Origin of the sequence: Loktanella sp. SALINAS62 (assembly GCF_018263905.1) — a bacterium.
GTDB lineage: Bacteria > Pseudomonadota > Alphaproteobacteria > Rhodobacterales > Rhodobacteraceae > Loktanella.
On the sequence record NZ_JAAFZU010000005.1, the window covers coordinates 42,521 to 60,360 of the forward strand.

The window sequence follows — 17,840 nt, forward strand, 5'->3', positions numbered from 1 at the left end:
TGCATAGCTAGCCAATTGAAAACTCCTTTTTGGCATCTGTCTCGAAAAGGTGGCAGGCCGCCTGACGGCCAGCTGCGATGTCGCGCAACAAGGGGCGTTCGGTGGAGCACCGCGCGTGTGCCAGCGAGCAACGCGGGTGGAAATGGCAGCCTTTGGGGGGATTGATCGGTGACGGAATGTCACCCTTGATGGGCGCGTAAACGGTGCGGCGACGGTCCAACCTCGGCACGCCGTCGATCAGAGCACGGGTGTAGGGGTGTTGCGGGCTCGCGAAAATCTCCTCCGCAGGTCCGCTTTCGACGATCCGGCCAAGGTACATCACCACGATCCTGTCAGAGATATGTTCGACCACTCCAAGGTCGTGACTGATGAACACATAGGTCAGGCCGAATTCATCCCGCAGGTCCATGAACAGGTTCACGATCTGCGCTTGGATCGAGACATCGAGCGCGGACACCGCCTCGTCACACACGAGGATTTCGGGCCGGACGGCCAAGGCCCGCGCGATCCCGATACGTTGGCGCTGACCGCCGGAAAACTGGTGGGCGAACCGGTCACGGTAGCTCTTGTCGACGCCGCATCTCTCCATCATATCGGCGACATGGGCGTCAAGATCCGGGCGCGGCACGATGCCATGGACGCGCGGCGCTTCACCGATCAGCTCCGACACGCGTTTGCGCGGGTTGAGGGATGAAAACGGATCTTGGAAAATCATCTGCATCGGCAGTGCACCGCTGGTGGCCCCGCTGGCTTTCGCGACAACTTCGCCTTCGGACGGCTCGAGCAGGCCAGCGACCATGCGCCCCAGCGTGGACTTGCCGCATCCGGATTCGCCTACAACGCCAAGGACCTCGCCCTTGTGTAAATCGAACGACACATCCTCGACCGCGTGCACCACCGCACGCGGTGCGGCCAAGCCCAGCCGGTTGAGCCCACGGGCAATCAGATCGCCGCGTCCGCCGAAGCGTTTGGTCACATTGCGGACAGACAGGATCACCTCATCGCCCATAATGCGCGCTCCATCAAAGGATGGAAACAGCGCACCGAACGCGTCGGACCAAAGGCTTCCATATCGGGAAGTGCGGCGCAGGCCGCCGTTGCATGCTCGCAGCGCGGCGCGAAGGAACACCCGTCGGGCAGATCCGCCAAAGATGGCATCCGTCCGGGGATTTGGTTGAGCCGCTTACCGCGTTGGCCGCGGGCCGGAACGGACTCGATTAGTCCGCGCGTGTAAGGGTGCGCTGGCGCATCGAGCAGGTCATCGACGGGGCCCACCTCGACCACGCGGCCTGCATACATCACCGCCAGACGGTCGGCGATGCCGGCCACAACAGCCAGATCATGGGTGATCCAGATCAGGGCGGTGCCCCTGTCACGGCACAAGCCCTGCACCAGTGACAGGATCTGGCCCTGAATGGTGACATCGAGCGCTGTCGTCGGCTCATCGGCAATGATCACGTCGGGCTTGTGCAGCAGGGCGATGGCGATGGCGACCCGCTGCCGCATGCCGCCGGACAGTTCATGGGGGTAGCTGCGCAGGCGGCTTTCGGGGGCCGGAATGCCGACCTCGTCCAATGCGGCGATGGACCGTTTGCGCGCCTCTGCCTTGCCAATCTTTTCATGCGCGCGCAACGCATCGCGCATCTGTGTCTCGATCCGCAGCACGGGATTGAGCGTCATCATCGGGTCCTGAAAGATCATCGCGATCCTCCGACCACGCAACTTGCGCATCTTTTCTTCGCTCAAAGTGAGCACATCTTCTCCGTGCAGCATCACCTGCCCGCCCACCACCTCACCGGGAGGGCTGATCAGCCGGTTGATAGAAAATCCGGTCAAAGTCTTGCCTGATCCGCTTTCTCCAACGAGCCCGAGGATTTCCCCCTTTGCGACAGACAGCGATACCCCTTGCAAAGCCGCGACTGTCAGCCCTGGCGTGATGAACGACGCGTAAAGATCCTTGACGTTTAGAACGGCTGTCATGTGCGGGTCCTCACAGTCGCGGGTTCAGAATATCGCGCAGGCGGTCGCCCAGCACATTGGCGCTGATGATAATGGCAAGCAGCACGACACCTGGCAGGACACTGATCCAGTAGCGGCCCGATTGCAGGTAATCGAAGCCGTTCGCGATCAGCAGACCCAGCGACGGCCGCGTCGGCGGCAACCCAAGGCCAAGGAACGACAGCGTCGCCTCGAGCGAGATCGCCATCGCCATCTGCATGGTCGCGACCACCAGAATAGTGGGCAGGCAATTGGGCAGGATGTGCAGGAACAGAATACGCATCCCGCCAAGCCGCAGCCCGCGTGCCGCGTCCACATATTCACGCGCCCCTTCGACAAGAGCGACGCCGCGCACAGTACGCGCGAAATAGGCCCATTGCACGACGACCAGCGCGAAAATGATCTTGTCGACGCCGCGCCCCAAGATGACCAGCAGGATCAGCGCGACCAGAATGGTCGGAAACGACAACTGCAAATCGACGATCCGCATCAGCAGGGTATCGACCCAGCCTCGACGGTAGGCCGCAATCAGGCCGACAAACGTGCCGAACACCAGCGCAAGAACCCCCGACAACAACCCAACGATAAGCGAAATGCGGATCCCGTAAAGCATCGCGCTGAGCATATCACGCCCCTGCCCGTCCGTGCCGAGCCAATAGGTCAGCCCCGTATAGCTCACGCTGCCCGGAGGCATGAGGCTATCCAGGATATCGACCTGTCGCAGGTCATAGGGGTTTTGCGGCGCGATCCACGGGGCCCCAAAGCCAAGGATGCAGAACAGAATGAACACGCTTAAAGCGATGACCGCACTGGGGACGGACAGAAACCGGCGCGCCAGTTCGCGCGGCGAGCCTGCGATGGGTGCGTGCGACAGCGTGGTCATGTCTGGTTGCCCCCCAGCCGTACTCGCGGATCAAGGAGCGAATACAGGATATCCACCAGAAGATTCAGGACCACGAACATGAAGACCACGAAAATCAGGTAGGCGACGATCAGCGGACGGTCGAGGACCCCGATCGCATCAATGAGCATCTTGCCCACCCCCGGCCAGCTGAAGATGGATTCCACCACCACCGCAAAGGCGATGACACCGCCGAATTCCATGCCGAGCACCGTAACGATCGGGATCAGCAGGTTTTTCATTACGTGGGTCGACAGGATACGCCGTTCACGGATGCCATTGGCGCGGGCGAACTTGATGTAATCGGCAAAAATCACTTCGCGCATCCCCGCACGCGTCAGCCGGATAACAATCGCCATCATGATCAGCGATAAGGTGAAGGCGGGCATGGCCAGATGGTGCAGCCCGTCGGGGGTCAGCAGGCTCAGGTCCGCGCCGAACACCTCGACCGTGTCACCGCGCCCGATGGCGGGCATCCAGCCGAGTTGAACCGAAAACGTCAGAATCATGATCAGACCGATCCAGAACACCGGAAGAGAGAAAGCGATCATCGAAAACGCCATGATGCAGCGGCTGATGAAGGTGTCGGGCCGCAGTCCGGCCCAGACGCCCAAGGGCAGCCCGATGCCAAGCGCAAGGGCCAGCGCGCAAAAGGCGAGCTCCAGCGTGGCAGGCAACCGCTCGAAGATCAGAGACAGGGCCGGAATGCCGTGGGTAAAGGAATTGCCCAGATGGCCTTGCAGCAGGTTCCCTAGAAAAACGAAGTATTGCTCCCACAGCGGGCGGTCCAGCCCCAGCTCCGCGATGGTTTTCGTCAGGCAAGCCTGATCGCATTCGGATGAGGCAAAGATGTAGACCGGATTTCCGATCACGTTGACGCCGAAGAATACCAGCACTGTCATGACAAACAGGACGATCATCGCCTGTAGCACGCGTTTGATGATAAATTCCGTCATCTTTTCCTTGCCTCACCCGGTGTTGTGGTTAGTCGACCCGCGATACATCCATCGCCATGGTGCGTTCATTGGTCCGTGGCTGATGCTCGAGACCGGCGCGCATGGCCCAGTTGTTCACCTGGAAGTGAAGCGGGATATAAGCGTAGTCATCCATGCCGATGGTGATCGCCTCTTGCAGCAGGCGCAGGCGCTCATCGGCATCCACCATCTGCTTGGCCAGAACCGACCGCGCGTCGATTTCGGGGTTGGAATATCGGCCGAAGTTGCCGTTTCCGCCGCCCGTCGCCGCGTTATACGTCTCGAGCGTGCCGGACACGGTATAGGTCGCCTCGCCCGCCACAGTGCCCCAGCCCGTCAGGGACATGGAGAACTCCGGCACATCGAAACCCGGGATCGTCAGTTCATCGCCACGGATCAAGCGCGAAAAGAAGATGTTGCGCGGCATGGCGTCGACTTCGGTGGTGATACCGACACGGCTCCACATCTGTGCGACCACTTCGAGGATGCGGGCATCGTTGACATAACGGTCGTTGGGACCGTGCAGCACGATGTTGAACCCGTCGCCATAACCCGCCGTCTCGAGCAGGGCCTGTGCCTCCTCGAGATCGTAGGGGTCCGCTTCGAGCGCGTCGACGTAGCCGAAAAAGCCCGGTGGAACGATGTTGCGCGTCGGCAAGGACGCCCCGCCCATGACACGGTCACGGATCGTCTCGCGGTCGATGGCAAGGCTGAGAGCGCGGCGCACACGCCAGTCACGCAACGGGTTGGGCACCATGACGTTGCCATCGTTGTCGGTGATGAACGGCTCGACATGCTTGTAGCCGGGCATCAGATAGATCAGCCGGTCCGCCGGAATGGTCGAGACGGTGAAGTCGGGATCTTCCTGAAGTTGCGGCAAATCAATGGTCGGCGGATAGTCGATCATGTCGACGTCGCCGTTCAGCAGTGCGGCCAGACGCGATGCATCCTGCGTGATCGGACGGAACACCACTTGATCCCACTCGATCTCTCCGCCCCACCAGTTCGGATTCTGAACGACGCTGGCAAGGTTGCCCGGGCTGTATTCCTCGAACATGAATGGGCCGGTGCCGATCGTCGCAAGGCCGCTGTTGAAATCGACCGATTCCGTCACTCCGGTGGCGGCGTGTTCGGCCACGATCGCCAGCATGGCAAGGTCTTCTGCAACGGTGGGATAAGGTTCGGACGTGGTGATGTGAATGGTGTAGTCGTCAATCCGCTCCCACTGCTTGGCCCCTTTTTCCAAGTGGAAGGCTGGCGAGGCAGGCGCGCCGGAAATTCCTGCCCGCAGGCGGTCGAACGAAAAGATGACGTCGTCGGCATTGAACACTTCGCCGTCATGCCACGTCACACCTTCGCGCAGCTTGAATTCCCACGTCAGCTCGTCGATGGGCGCCCACGAGACGGCGAGGCCAGGAATGGGCTGCGACGTCGCATCTAGCGCGACCAGCTTCTCGAAAATATGTTCATGCACCTGAACGTCAGCGGACAGCTGGGTCCAATGGGGATCGAGCGAACTGGTTTCGGACCGCACGCCGATCGTCAGGACCTCTTGCGCGGCGACTGGCAGGGCCAGCATCACGGCCGCGGCAAACAGGCCGGGTTTCAGAAAGGTCATCTATAGTGTCCTCCGTGTTGTATAAAGGGAGCGACCCCCGCCCCACATGTGAAACGGCTGCGCGTGACGGATGACATTGCCTTCAAAATCGCCGCCTCGATTCGTGATTATTTACCGTCAGTAAAATTATTTTAGTGGTGAAGTGGCGGCCGTGTCCATCGATAATTCATATTGCGAACAAAAGTTCGTATATGCAACACTTTGAATCTCTCATGAGAGTCCTCCGAAAATGCGGCAGGAAACTGACAATCTGATTATAAATATTAATTTATTACAACATTTTGGCAAAAAATACGTTGACCTCGGCCCCCCACTGAAGGTTTTGACCGTGCCGCCTGATGACGTACCTTCACGGCGCTCTAACGGGTTGAGGCGACCGTCGAGTGCGCTATCGTAACTTCTGTACTCAAGACGTGCGGCGGCACACCCATCCGGTTTCTTTAGTCAGGATCGGGCACATATGCGTCCTCGCCTCTCACTTTGAACAGAAAGCAGTCCCTCAATGACACAGGTCCCAGCCTTGTTCACGCCCTTCACTGTACGCGGCGTGACATTTCCCAACCGCATCACACTCGCGCCCATGTGCCAATATCAGGCGATCGACGGTGTCCCCAACATCTGGCACCAGGCGCATCATGGACGCTACGCGACTTCCGGTATAGGATGCGCGATCGTCGAAGCCACGGGCATCAGTGCCGAGGGACGGATCAGCCCCGGATGCGTCGGGATCTACACCGACGCGCAGGTCGAGGCTTGGAAACCGATCACCGCCTTGTACCGTGCTCAAGGCATTCCCGTGATCGTGCAACTCAACCACGCGGGCGGCAAGGCATCGACGATGCGACCTTGGGACGGGGGCGGCCCGCTCGACCCCCAAAGTGACGAACCACCGTGGGACACCGTCGCTCCCTCCCCAGTGCCCGCCCGCGACGGCTGGCACACACCCCGTGCCCTCGAGGTGTCAGAGATGGCGGGGATCGCCGCAGACTTCGCGGCGGCGGCAAAACGCGCCTTGGACGCCGGTTTCGACGGGGTCGAAATCCACGGCGCACACGGCTATTTGTTGCACAGCTTCATGTCGCCCTGGTCCAACCGGCGCACAGATGCCTATGGCGGCACGCTGGAGGGTCGGATGCGACTCCCGGTCGAGGTCGCTCGCGCCGTGCGCGCGGCTGTGCCGGACACCGTGCCGGTGCTCTACCGCGCGTCCTGTGTCGATGGCGAAGGCGGCGGACTGACCCTCGACGATACGGTCGCCTTATGTGCCAAGCTGAAAGGCGCAGGGGTCGATCTGGTCGATGCGTCCGGTGGCGGCATTCCCGCAGGAATGCGCATGGCGAAGATGAAAACGCCCGCAGGCTTTCAGGTGCCCTACGCCGATCGCATCCGTCATGACATCGGACTGCCAACGATGGCCGTTGGCATGATCACGGAACCCGAGCTTGCAAACCGCATCGTGGAAGACGGCAAGGCAGACATGGTCGCCCTCGCCCGTCAAATGTTGCGGGATCCCGCATGGCCCTACCGCGCCGCACAAGAGTTGGGCCATCCGGAACCGGCCTCGATCCTGCCAAAGCTCTACGCGTTCTACCTGCGCATCTCCGCATGAGGGTGGATCAGGTTGCTGTTCATTGCGTAGCGCCGCGCCACCTGAGCAACCGAAACACCAGGCGCGCGCTGCCTGTGCGCAGATCAGGCGCTTCTCATCATCCGACCAGAACCGCCGCTTTTGCCCCTTCTTGCCCGCCATCGCCCACCTCAAGGTGTCCAAATCCATGGTGGACATCTAGCAGGCGCTCCATCGCGCCGTCAGAGCGGGGGCATCGTACGGATACTGCGATACAGACGCGCTGAAATCGGGAACCGTCTGCGCCACCTCGCAGTTGAACTTTACCGTCTTTAAGGGCGGTTTATTCAAATCATCCGCAGGGAGCGTCACCATGGACAAGGCCACCGAGTTCAAACGGCCCGTGCCGATCATTCTCGCCATCGTGGCCGCAATCGGATGGATCTTCGCGCTTTACCAGGTTGGTGTCAGTTCCAACCTTGACTCCCGCCTCGAATCCCAGACGCAGGCAACCGGAACGCTCGAAAGCCTGCGCAGCGAGGTTGCCGTGATCACGACTGAGCGAGATCGCCTGACCAGCGATCGCGATGCTGTCGCAGCCGATCTCGCGGAACAGCAACAAGCGCTGAGCGACGTGCAGCAGCAACGCGAAACGGCCAGCGATGATCTGGCCCGGGCGCAGTCTGACCTCGACCAGGCGCAGCAGAACCTTGCACCGATGCGAGAGGAGATAGCGAACTTCGACAGCGCGCGCGCCGAGGCGGAGCAGCGCCTGGCCGAAGCGACGCAGGAGTTGGCAGACACCGGCGACCGCTTGACCGAAGCACGCGCTACGGAGGCCGATCTTCAGCAACAGCTTGCGGAGCTGACGCAGCAGACATCAAGCCTGACGCAGGAGGCGTCTGAAGCGGAAGAGCGGGTGCAGGAAGCCCGGGACGCCGAGGCTGCCTCTCAGTCCGCCGTCGCCGAGGCGTCGGCTGAACTCGACAGGCTGACGCAACAGCGGACCGAGGTGTCGTCGGATTTGGAATCTATGACCCAACGGCGCGAGCAGCTTTCGGCGGATAACGCCGCGGCGGAGGAGCAGCGCCAGTCGGTGCAAGCGCTGGTCTCGCAGCTGTCCGATGACCTCGCCGTCCGCAGCCAGCAGCTGTCGGAGATCGAGCAGCGGATCGCCGACCTTCAGGCCCAAGCGACCGGGGCCCAAGAGGCCGCATCGGACACGGGCACGTCACCGACGCTCAGCCCCGGCTCCTATTCCGGCGGGCCCTTCACGCTGACGCTGAACCCCGACGGCACGTTCGAAGCGTCTAACGACAGCATCGGTGAAATCGTCACAGGCAAGTACACGGTCCAGGACGAGCGTCTGACGCTGTTGGACGCCGAAGGCGATGTGGACCCGGCCTCTTTACCGATCGTCTGCGGCATTGCCAAAGCGGATCAGGGCTTCACACTGTCGGATACGACGGACAAGCCCTGCCCTCTCGACGGTTTGACCCTACAGGCGCAGTAAACCTTACCTGAAATCGGGCCAGCATAGGCCCGGCGCGCAGCTGCTGGTCACGAAAAGATATGAGGTATGCAACCTGGTGTTCGAAGCATGGCTCACCTTAATGACACCTGGCCCGGCGCGACCCTCCCGATGCTGCGCGATCCCTTCCGCTAGACACCAAGTCTGACACGGATATCAAAAAGATATTTAGCCGCGTTGTGACACGAGAGGTCCGGGAGATGGAGAGAGATACTCTAGAAAGTTTTTCTTAGTGCCCAACCCAATCTGGAGATTGGGACTGCCCACATTTTATTGCGTTTTCTACAAATAGGCATATCGCTGGGCTTACGGCTGCTTATTGCACCGTTCCCACGGGACGGGTCGAGGACGATGCCACTGATTTCGGACGCAAATGCTGCTATCAGGTCTTCGGCCAGATTCTGGGGCGTAAAGACGAGATCGGCATCTGCGTCGTTCTGCTCAGGCACCAGCCGTTTCGAGGGGACGGCCAGAACCTCCATGATGCGAAGAACACGCAAGTAGCGGCGCAATGTGTCGATGCGTCCGCGGAACCGGGTTTCGAGAGTGACGACGGTTTGCGGGCCCCGCCCCGCCCCGCCCGCCATAACGAACAGAACGATAACCAGAGCGGGACCGACGAGGCTGTGAAGGATCGCCGCGTCCCGCGCGAGTGTGACGGAGGACAGGCCGGTCGCCGTCACAAGCGGCACAACCGGCGTCCCGATGGCCCCGAAGGAGACTCCGGCCGCGTGACCGATCAGGGCCAGCGTCAAGGCACGCACGGGCGAGAAGCCCAACCCCACGAGAATCGGCGCCGCCAAGGCAACCGGCGTGCCGAACCCCGCCACGCCCTCCATGAATAGCCCGAAGAACCAGGCCACCAGAAGCACCTGAATGCGCGGATCGTCCGACAGCCCCGCCAGCGCATCACCGATCACGTCGAAAGCACCGGACCTTTGCTGCGCCTCGTAGATGCAGAGCGCCGGAAAGATGATCCACAGGATCGTCGTCGTCGTAAACAGCGCCTCGGCCATCGCACCACCGACGGCAACCGCAGGGCCAAAGGTTGCGCCAAGATCGAAAATCCAAACACCCAGGATCAAGGCGCATGCCAGTCCCATCAGACCAGCGGTCGCCGCACGCCAACGCAGCCCCGCCATCGCAAGGATCACCAGCGCGATCGGCACAGAGGCCAGAAGTGCCTGCACCGGTCAGCCTTTCGCCAGCTTCTCGGTCGAGACCTCGTGCAGCGCTGTCCCGGTCTGGGCAAAGGCGCCGATGTTGTCGATGGTCGTCTGCGCGATCTTCGTCAGCGCCTCGCGGGTGAAAAACGCCTGATGGCCGGTAATCAGAACGTTGGGAAAGGTCAGCAGGCGGGCGAAGACATCGTCCTGGATCATACCCGCCGACAGGTCCTCAAAGAACAGGTCCCCCTCTTCCTCGTAGACGTCCAGTCCGAGGCTGCCGATGGTGCCGTCCTTCAGCCCCCGGATCGCCGCGCGCGTGTCGATCACCGCGCCACGGCTGGTGTTGATCAGCATCATGCCGGGCTTGAGCAGCGGCAGCGTGTCGGCGTCGATCATGTGGTGGGTCTCGGGCGTCAGCGGACAATGCAGCGACAGGATGTCGGACTGCGCGAGGATCTCGTCGCGCGACACATAACGCATCCCCAGCGCCGCGCACTCCAGGTTGACCGCGATGTCATGGCCCAGCAACGTGCAACCGAAGCCCGCCATGATCCGCGCGAGCACCGCACCGATCGTGCCGGTGCCCACGATCCCCACCGTCTTGCCGTGCAGATCGACCCCCATCAGCCCGTCGAGCGCGAAGTTGCCCTCGCGGACGCGGTTGTAGGCGCGGTGGATATTCCGGTTCAGCGAAAGGATCAGGGCGACGGTATGCTCGGCCACCGCATGGGGGGAATAGGCGGGCACCCGCGCCACGGTGATCCCCAGTTCTCGCGCCGCCACCAGATCCACGTGGTTGAACCCGGCACTGCGCAGCGCGACAAGGCGCGTGCCGCCTTGCGCGAGTATCTCCAGAATGGACCGGTCGGCGGTGTCGTTCACGAAGATGCAGACGGCATCGCTGCCCCGCGCCAGCGGGGCCGTGTCCATCGAAAGACGCACGTCGAGAAACCGCAGATCGTGGCCCGTGTCGCCGTTCGCCGCGTTCAGGAACTGACGGTCATAGGGCTTGGTGCTGAAGACGGTTAACTGCATCGGGGCACCTTTGTGGCTGGCGTGACAGACTGCCCCAAGCTCATACCATTTGGCAGGCCGTGTGAAGAGCCCGTTCAAGGCCTGCCACTGATGTGGGCTGACATCGGACACTCATCGCAGATTTTGTGAACACCACGTCCGGGATGTTTTTCGCTTACATGGAGGATACCCAGGTGCCTTGAGAACGGGCACTCAGCCGTCGACCAAGGACCAGAAGCCATAATTGCGGGCGTGTTTTTCCCGAAGCGCTGCGACAAACTCTTGATGGGTCAGGACTGCGCCAAAATCGGTAATAGCCTGATCCGAGGCCTGGCACTCCGCCAGATGGCGCACCGCGTGGCGGTAACGGGTGGATTTTGCACCGTTCAGCGTGTCCTCGATCATCGCGCGGCGCAAAAGTGTCGCGGCCAACGGGTAGCGCGCGTCCAGTGCCTCTGCAGCGGTGGTCAGCGTCGTGTAGCCATCGCCGTCAAGCTCACCCCTACGCGCAAGCACGACCCGCGCGGCACGCTCAAGCGCGGGCCATTCGACGAGGAAACTGATGGTCGCGGCAAGCCGAGGATAGGCTTCGACAACATCAAGCGCAGTCTCCTCGGCCTCGACATCGTCAAAATCCGGCAAGAGCTTGAGGTAGTCACGCAAGGCCCGCGCGCTCAGGGAATCTTTGAACCTGGTCCAAAGATGCGCCTTCAGTTCATCCAGCTTGCCCATTTGGTTCAAGCAGTCCTCATACACCTCATCCATCTTGGAATTGAACGCCTGGAACGAAGTCTGCGCCTCGCGAGTCATGGACGCGCGCAAAATGTCGTAGGCTTCCGACGCCCGCCCCGCGGCGATCAGACGACGTGCCACATCAGGGGCGATGGTGCCATAGGTCGAGAACGATACCCATAAACCGTGAGAGAGGACAGAGTGAGCCATCAAAGATCCTGACGCCAAACCGGCGTATCGCAGAATAGGCCGAAACGCTTCGTGATTCCTGACATCACATGCTCCGATCCCCTCGGCCAACTGTGGCCCTCTGGCGTAGGGCTCGTGATCCGCGGACTGCGAGCGCTGCCGTCGCGGACCTGAAGTCCATACCTTCCTCTACCCGAACGAAAGCTGCAGCGCAGCTCTGCCCACGCTCTGAAAAACGAGGCATTAGGGGGCATAAGACCCCGTCCACATCCATTCCAGCATTTCGACAATTGCAGGGTAGGCTTCGAGAGAAAAGCCTTGATCGGTTGGCACAGTCAGGGAATCTTGAAGCTGAACGGCAGTCCACTTCAGGAATGTCAGAAACAGACGAGGGACATCCATGCCAATCACGTTGAACCGCCGCCATTTTCTGGCGTCCACCGCCGCCTTCGCCACGCTTCACCCTTATTCCGCCTCTGCGCAGGCTGGGCAGGCTCACCTGCGCCTGATGGAGACGACGGACATTCATGTCCATGTCTGGCCCTATGACTACTATGCCGACCGTTCCGTCGACACCCTTGGCCTGTCCCGCACCGCATCGCTGGTCGAGCAGATCCGCGCCGAAAGCACCAACGCAATGCTTTTCGATAACGGCGACTACCTGCAGGGCAACCCGATGGGCGACTACATGGCCTATGAAAAAGGCATGGACGACGAGACGGTGCACCCTATCATCGCCGCCTTCAACGCGCTGGGTGTCGAGGGCGCGACTGTCGGCAACCACGAATTCAACTACGGCCTCGACTTTTTGATGAAGTCCGTGGACGACACCAACTTCCCTGTCGTTTTGGCCAACGTCGTGACCAGTGAGGGTGCAACGCCGCTGGAAGACGAGACCCTTTTGCCGCCCTATGTGATCCTCGATCGCGAAATCACGGATGGCGCGGGCGAAACGGCCCCTATCAAGATCGGCATCATCGGATTCACGCCGCCACAGATCATGAACTGGGACCGCAAGAACCTTGAAGGACGGGTCACCGTGCGGGATATCGTTGAAACCGCGCAAGCCTACGTCCCGCAGATGAAAGACGAAGGCGCCGACATCATCATTGCTCTCGCCCACTCTGGTATCGGTGCCGCCGACCATGAACCCGGCATGGAAAATGCCGCGATCCCCTTGGGCGGCGTCGACGGGATCGACGTAATTTTCAGCGGTCACTCGCACCGCGTCTTTCCCGGCCCCGATTACGCCGAATGGCCAGGCGTGGACAACGAGGCTGGCACGATTGGCGGCAAGCCCGGCGTCATGGCCGGGTTCTGGGGCAGCCACATGGGCCTCGTCGACTTGATGCTGGAACGCGACGGTGACGGCTGGCGCATCGCTGACTTCTCGGTCGAAGCCCGCCCGATCACGCAACGCGCGGAGGATGGCGACGTCACTGCGCTGGTCGAAGACCAGGAAGCGGTCCTCGAAGCCACCCAACACGAACACGACGCCACTCTGGACTATGTTCGCGCGGAGGTCGGCATGACCGATGCGCCGCTCTATTCCTATTTTGCGCTGGTCGCTGACGACCCCTCTGTGCAGATCGTCTCCAACGCCCAAACCTGGTATGTGCAGCAGCAGATGGTGGGCACCGACTACGAGGGTCTACCGATCCTGTCGGCGGCGGCGCCCTTCAAGGCTGGTGGCCGTGGCGGACCCGACTATTTCACCGACGTGCCCAAGGGTCCGGTGGCGATCAAGAACGTGGCCGACCTCTATCTTTATCCCAACACCGTCCGCGCGGTGAAGGTCACGGGCGCGCAGGTGAAGGACTGGCTGGAGCGGTCCGCCGGCATGTTCAACCAGATTGAGCCAGGGGCACAGGATGCACAGCTTCTGAATCCCGATTTCCCGTCCTACAATTTCGACGTGATCGACGGTTTGACCTACCGGATCGACCTGAGCGAGCCGTCAAAGTTCGACGCCGACGGCGGCATGTTGAATCCCGATGCAAACCGGATCACCGATCTGCGCTTCGAGGGCGAACCAATCGATCCCGCGCAGGAGTTCATCGTGGCCACCAACAACTACCGCGCATCTGGCGGCGGCAGTTTCCCAGGTGCGGACGGATCCACGGTGATCTTTGAAGGCCCGGACACCAACCGCGATGTGATCGTGCGCTACATCGTCGAACAGGGGACGATAAGCCCCGAGGCCGACGCGAACTGGAGCTTTGCACCAATGGACGGCACCAGCGTGCTGTTCGAAACTGGGCCGGGTGCGGCGGAGTATGCCGCAACGCTGGAAAGCGTGAATGTAACTCCGGCGGGAAACACAGACGCGGGCTTCGCACTCTATCGCATTGCCCTCTGAACGCAAAATGGGGCCGGCTGCTGCAGCCGGTCCCATCATCATGGCGACATTGATCGGCAACTGTCGAGGACGACGTCATCAAACCAAGGGGGGGTCAGAGGTAGGCCCGAAAACAGACTCCATCCTTTCCCCAAGCAAACCGGCCGCGAGGTCACGTTGAGGTGCAATATCCAGTGCTTCCTGAATGTCGGTGTTGGGCGGGATCGCGTCAGGGCCCGAGCTTACTGGCCGCCGCAGCAACGCTTGTATTTCCGCCTTGAACCATAGGGGCAGAGTTGGTTTCGACCTACCTTTTTGTCAGCAGCGGACCGACCGCGATCACAGACGCATGAAATGCGCGCCGCGGTGGGTGTGTGCCTCCGGTCGGGCTACGCCCTCCCTCCGTCACACACCCACCGCGGCGTCTCATCCAGATTGACGCGGAATCTTTGCCTGATTGTCGCGCCGCAGCCGTTCCCGACAATGGCTCAACTGTCAGCCGAGATGCCCAAATCGGTCTGACGATAATGGGCGATACTGTGAGGAAAGAAAATGCAGGTCGGAGGTAAACATACAGCAATCGCGGCACCTCCTGCGAATGGGACGTGGTGTTGCCGTATGCGATCTCCGATCAAGCGCGGAGCCATGTATAGTTATTGCGCGGCGACACTGAAGTAAGAACGCCAGTCCAAGGACAAGTCATATAAGAGGCGATATTGTCATGCGGCGCATAAGATGGCTTTGATGATGTGACCGCCCCCCTCGACGGAATCAATGTTCCGGGTTGGGTCTACGATAATCGATAGGTGAAGACGGTCATGTCAGACCTTATCAGCCCCTCTCCCGGCCTGTCACAGCGGCGAGCGCCACCCATCCCAAATAGTTTTCCACAGGCACGTCGTCCGGTGAGTCGGAATCACTCTGCAAATTTCGCTTGGGTCGGTTAAGGTCATGTCAAGCGGCATCTGATGCCATTGTTAAAAACAGATCGATAGAGCGCCCCGGATGTGATGTCGGCGGTGACCGGAGGACCACGTCATGGCGCGTGAACACAAGAGGCTTGCCGAAAGCCAGGCGGCGAAGAAGACCGAAGCGCGGGATCAGGACCTGTCAGATTTGACAGCCGGTCTTGCAAAAGGGTCTTGTCACTCAACTTCTCCTCTCATCGCGCTCGTCAAACTCACAAAGCATCCCTTATCGAGACCTGCAAACTCAACGGGATCGAGCCCCATGGCTATCTGTCCGGTGTCCTGAAAGCCATCGCAGGCGGGCACAAACAAACCGATATCAACCTGCTGCTGCCCTGGAACTACGTCAATCCGGTGTGAACGGCGCACCGCTTATGCTCGTTTTCGAGCCGTGAATCATGCTGCCCGCCAGAAATCAATGGGTCCAGACCCTACAAAGCACAGCGCTCTTACGAAGAGCCACCGTTCACACCTTCATTTCCAAATGCGATTCCCTTGGCCCGGCGACGTGCCATTTGGACCGAACGCAGAATGCGCGTCTCGGAATCTCTAGCCAGTGAGGGTTGCGGTTTTAAAGGTCCCCCGATCGCGGTGAAGAAAGACAGGTCATTGAGCTCACTGTTCCAGAAATTAAGTTGAGCCAGTTTGCGTTCAAACTGTGCTTCAAGCTCTGGGAGTTGTGATAGATCAACCCCTGTAGTGACGACGACAAAGCTATCATCATCGAAAGGTGCAATTAGGAAAACCTCTACATCAAAGCACTCCTTTGCGGCAAGCGTGACATTATACTCAAAAGATTCCCGCTGCTGTGGCGGAATCGGTCTTGCTGAAGTCGCCAATTGCGTAAATGTTACTCCGAAAATCTGGATTTCCGGCGCAATCTGCGGCGGAATCTGTGACAGAAAGTTAACGATAACGCTGTTATCGACCAATGAATTTGGCACAGGCACCGGTGCACCCAAGGACGGCTTACGCGGGGACCTTGTGTGCTTTGCCAGCGGTGGTGGAGCATCAGACGCGGCGGAGCCGGCGACCCCTGACAGTTTCATTTCATAAACGAACTGGAGCCGCATTACGAACTCTTCGACATCGAACGGCTTGGTGGTGTAGGTTGTCGCCCCGGCCTTGAATGCTTCTGCCATGTTGTGGGCATCACGCGCAGCGGTCAGCATGATGATCGGTGTCTGAATATAACCGGGCATCTTTCGGATCGCTCCGCAAAGTGCGATGCCATTCATATTAGGCATGTCGATATCCAACAAAAAGCAATCGAAGACGACGTCCTTTTGAGCAAGATATTTCAGAGCTGCTTCACCAGATAGCACTGAGGTTACGTCAAACCCGGCTTGGCTTGGCGCGATCATCGAAACAAGGTCCAGGATCAGCGGGTCGTCGTCGACAGCAAGGATCTTAAGCGTGGACGCTGGCGATAATCCAGTTCCCAAACGAAGCGGTTTTGATCGTTTGATCTGATCGACTGTCGTTCGGTAATGGCTAGGGATATCATCGCCCATCAGCCGTTTGGCCCCTCCGATGATAAAGGCCAAACCAGCAGTGGCAATGAACGCCATTCCTGCGACCAAAGCGAATAAAAATACCATCTCGATGAATGTGGCACCTGCGCCATAAGCTACAAGGGAGGCTATAAAACCTGCAACCGTGCTAACAAGTATGGAACCAGTCATAAGAATTGCTCTCCCACCGAACCAAATACGATTTTGAGACGATGGTTGATTTACGCGGTATGTTCGTGACCAAAGTATGGTTCAGGGGCGGCAAAGGTGCCTCATTGCAATAAAGTCGCTGTCAACGGGCGTTGATGATGTAACCGCCCCCCGACGGCATGGATGTGCCAAGGTGGGTCTGCGATGATCCACAAAGGAGGTCGGTCATGTCGGAGATTATTACGGTCGGGCTCAATCTGGCGATGAATGTGTTCGCATGGAGCCGACGCCGCTGGTCGAGCGGTCTTGCACAAAGACATCCAAGCCGCCCAGAGGCGAGTCCACAGCTATAAATTACCCTCTGCGCAGTTTTCCCGCGTGGGGGCCGAAGCTGAAATTTATTCGTTAGGCCTACTCTTTGACTTATGGATTATAACGAGCCTGCCAAAGACATAAAAAAGCAATGAGCCGTGGTGCCATTGGCAGCTGCCTAAATTGTGGAACAGGCAAGTTGTTTACCGGTTACTTGGCGGTCAGGGATCGCTGCAGTGGACCTGTCCCGTTTTTGTGCCGCCCCCGGTGCTCGTTTAGGCCACCTTCCGCTCGAAAGCGACTGGGCTTTTCCAGCCCAGTGCTGAATGGCAGCGGCGCGGATTGTAGAAGCCATTGATGTATTCGAAGATTGCAATTTCGGCTTGCCGCCGTGTTTCCCATGACCTTCGCCAGATCAGCTCTGCCTTGATGGTTTTTAAAAACGTCTCGACGGCGGCATTGTCATAACAACTGCCCTTGCCGCTCATCGAGACTTGGAAGCCATGTTGGCGCAGGATCTTCGGATAATCGTGATAAGAGTATTAGACGGATTCAACTGGTTGTCGCAACACCCTGACCTTGGAGGTGTAAAAAATGATAGGAAGACGGAAGTCCCAACGCTCTATTAGGCGCAAATTGTCGTCACCTAGCATGCCACCGGTCTGGCGGCCTGATGATCTATACCAGTTCTGGCGGGGGATTTCAGCGGGGCTGTCCAATGAGGAGGCCGCCGTTGAAGCGGAAGTCTCTGCGCCTGTCGGAACTCGATGGTTTCGGAGGGGAGTGTCATGAACTCTGTGTATCTGGTCTGGCGCATGCGGGTTTCAGATACAGTTACGCATTGAAGCGATCTTCGAACATGATA

At 59.7% G+C, this 17,840-nt stretch carries 12 protein-coding genes and 2 pseudogenes; 4 read left to right on the forward strand and 10 right to left on the reverse strand.

All coding sequences use genetic code 11. The features are described 5' to 3' along the window. Positions 1–7: 7 nt before the first annotated feature. The 5 genes from GZH79_RS03965 to GZH79_RS03985 are packed head-to-tail and all read right to left on the reverse strand — an operon-like array spanning position 8 to position 5,491. Positions 8–1,009 (reverse strand): oligopeptide/dipeptide ABC transporter ATP-binding protein, encoded by a 1,002-nt coding sequence (locus tag GZH79_RS03965; protein WP_211642043.1) that lies wholly within the window; start codon positions 1,007–1,009, stop codon positions 8–10. After that, entirely contained in the window at positions 994–1,980 is a 987-nt protein-coding gene (locus tag GZH79_RS03970) for an ABC transporter ATP-binding protein (protein WP_211642044.1), read from the reverse strand. The genes GZH79_RS03965 and GZH79_RS03970 overlap by 16 nt, the downstream gene beginning before the upstream one ends. A 10-nt stretch (positions 1,981–1,990) precedes the next feature. Continuing rightward, positions 1,991–2,881 carry an ABC transporter permease gene (locus GZH79_RS03975; protein WP_211642045.1) on the reverse strand — a complete coding sequence of 297 codons (891 nt, stop codon included), beginning with the start codon at positions 2,879–2,881 and terminating at the stop codon, positions 1,991–1,993. Next, entirely contained in the window at positions 2,878–3,855 is a 978-nt protein-coding gene (locus GZH79_RS03980) for an ABC transporter permease (protein ID WP_211642046.1), read from the reverse strand. The genes GZH79_RS03975 and GZH79_RS03980 overlap by 4 nt, the downstream gene beginning before the upstream one ends. A 28-nt stretch (positions 3,856–3,883) precedes the next feature. Continuing rightward, entirely contained in the window at positions 3,884–5,491 is a 1,608-nt protein-coding gene (locus tag GZH79_RS03985) for an ABC transporter substrate-binding protein (RefSeq protein WP_211642047.1), read from the reverse strand. A gap of 502 nt (positions 5,492–5,993) precedes the next feature. Here GZH79_RS03985 and GZH79_RS03990 point away from each other — a divergent pair. Both GZH79_RS03990 and GZH79_RS03995 read left to right on the forward strand, forming a co-directional pair. Next, positions 5,994–7,100 (forward strand): NADH:flavin oxidoreductase/NADH oxidase, encoded by a 1,107-nt coding sequence (locus GZH79_RS03990; RefSeq protein ID WP_211642048.1) that lies wholly within the window; start codon positions 5,994–5,996, stop codon positions 7,098–7,100. Between the two features lie 331 nt (positions 7,101–7,431). Further along, entirely contained in the window at positions 7,432–8,571 is a 1,140-nt protein-coding gene (locus tag GZH79_RS03995; protein WP_211642049.1) for a hypothetical protein, read from the forward strand. A gap of 233 nt (positions 8,572–8,804) precedes the next feature. Here GZH79_RS03995 and GZH79_RS04000 read toward each other — a convergent pair whose 3' ends face one another. The 3 genes from GZH79_RS04000 to GZH79_RS04010 all read right to left on the reverse strand — a co-directional run bounded on the left by GZH79_RS04000 (position 8,805) and on the right by GZH79_RS04010 (position 11,804). After that, complete coding sequence (locus GZH79_RS04000; protein ID WP_349291153.1) at positions 8,805–9,779, reverse strand: L-lactate permease; 975 nt, start codon at positions 9,777–9,779, stop codon at positions 8,805–8,807. Positions 9,780–9,782: 3 nt separating this feature from the next. Next, positions 9,783–10,793 (reverse strand): 2-hydroxyacid dehydrogenase, encoded by a 1,011-nt coding sequence (locus tag GZH79_RS04005; protein ID WP_211642050.1) that lies wholly within the window; start codon positions 10,791–10,793, stop codon positions 9,783–9,785. A gap of 192 nt (positions 10,794–10,985) precedes the next feature. After that, positions 10,986–11,804, reverse strand: coding sequence for a DUF6880 family protein (locus tag GZH79_RS04010; protein WP_211642051.1), 819 nt, complete (start codon positions 11,802–11,804; stop codon positions 10,986–10,988). 289 nt (positions 11,805–12,093) lie between these two features. Here GZH79_RS04010 and GZH79_RS04015 point away from each other — a divergent pair, with 289 nt between their 5' ends. Further along, positions 12,094–14,052, forward strand: a complete 1,959-nt coding sequence (locus tag GZH79_RS04015) for a bifunctional 2',3'-cyclic-nucleotide 2'-phosphodiesterase/3'-nucleotidase (RefSeq protein WP_211642052.1) — start codon at positions 12,094–12,096, stop codon at positions 14,050–14,052. A 1,166-nt stretch (positions 14,053–15,218) separates the two neighbouring features. After that, positions 15,219–15,359, forward strand: a pseudogene (locus GZH79_RS04025) (transposase domain-containing protein); the annotation flags it as partial. Positions 15,360–15,448: 89 nt separating this feature from the next. On the opposite strand, the gene GZH79_RS04030 reads toward GZH79_RS04025, so the two are convergent. Together GZH79_RS04030 and GZH79_RS04035 are read right to left on the reverse strand one after the other, a co-directional pair. Next, positions 15,449–16,684 (reverse strand): response regulator transcription factor, encoded by a 1,236-nt coding sequence (locus tag GZH79_RS04030; RefSeq protein ID WP_211642053.1) that lies wholly within the window; start codon positions 16,682–16,684, stop codon positions 15,449–15,451. 566 nt (positions 16,685–17,250) lie between these two features. After that, a pseudogene (locus GZH79_RS04035) lies at positions 17,251–17,508 on the reverse strand (integrase core domain-containing protein); the annotation flags it as partial. Positions 17,509–17,840 lie beyond the last annotated feature (332 nt).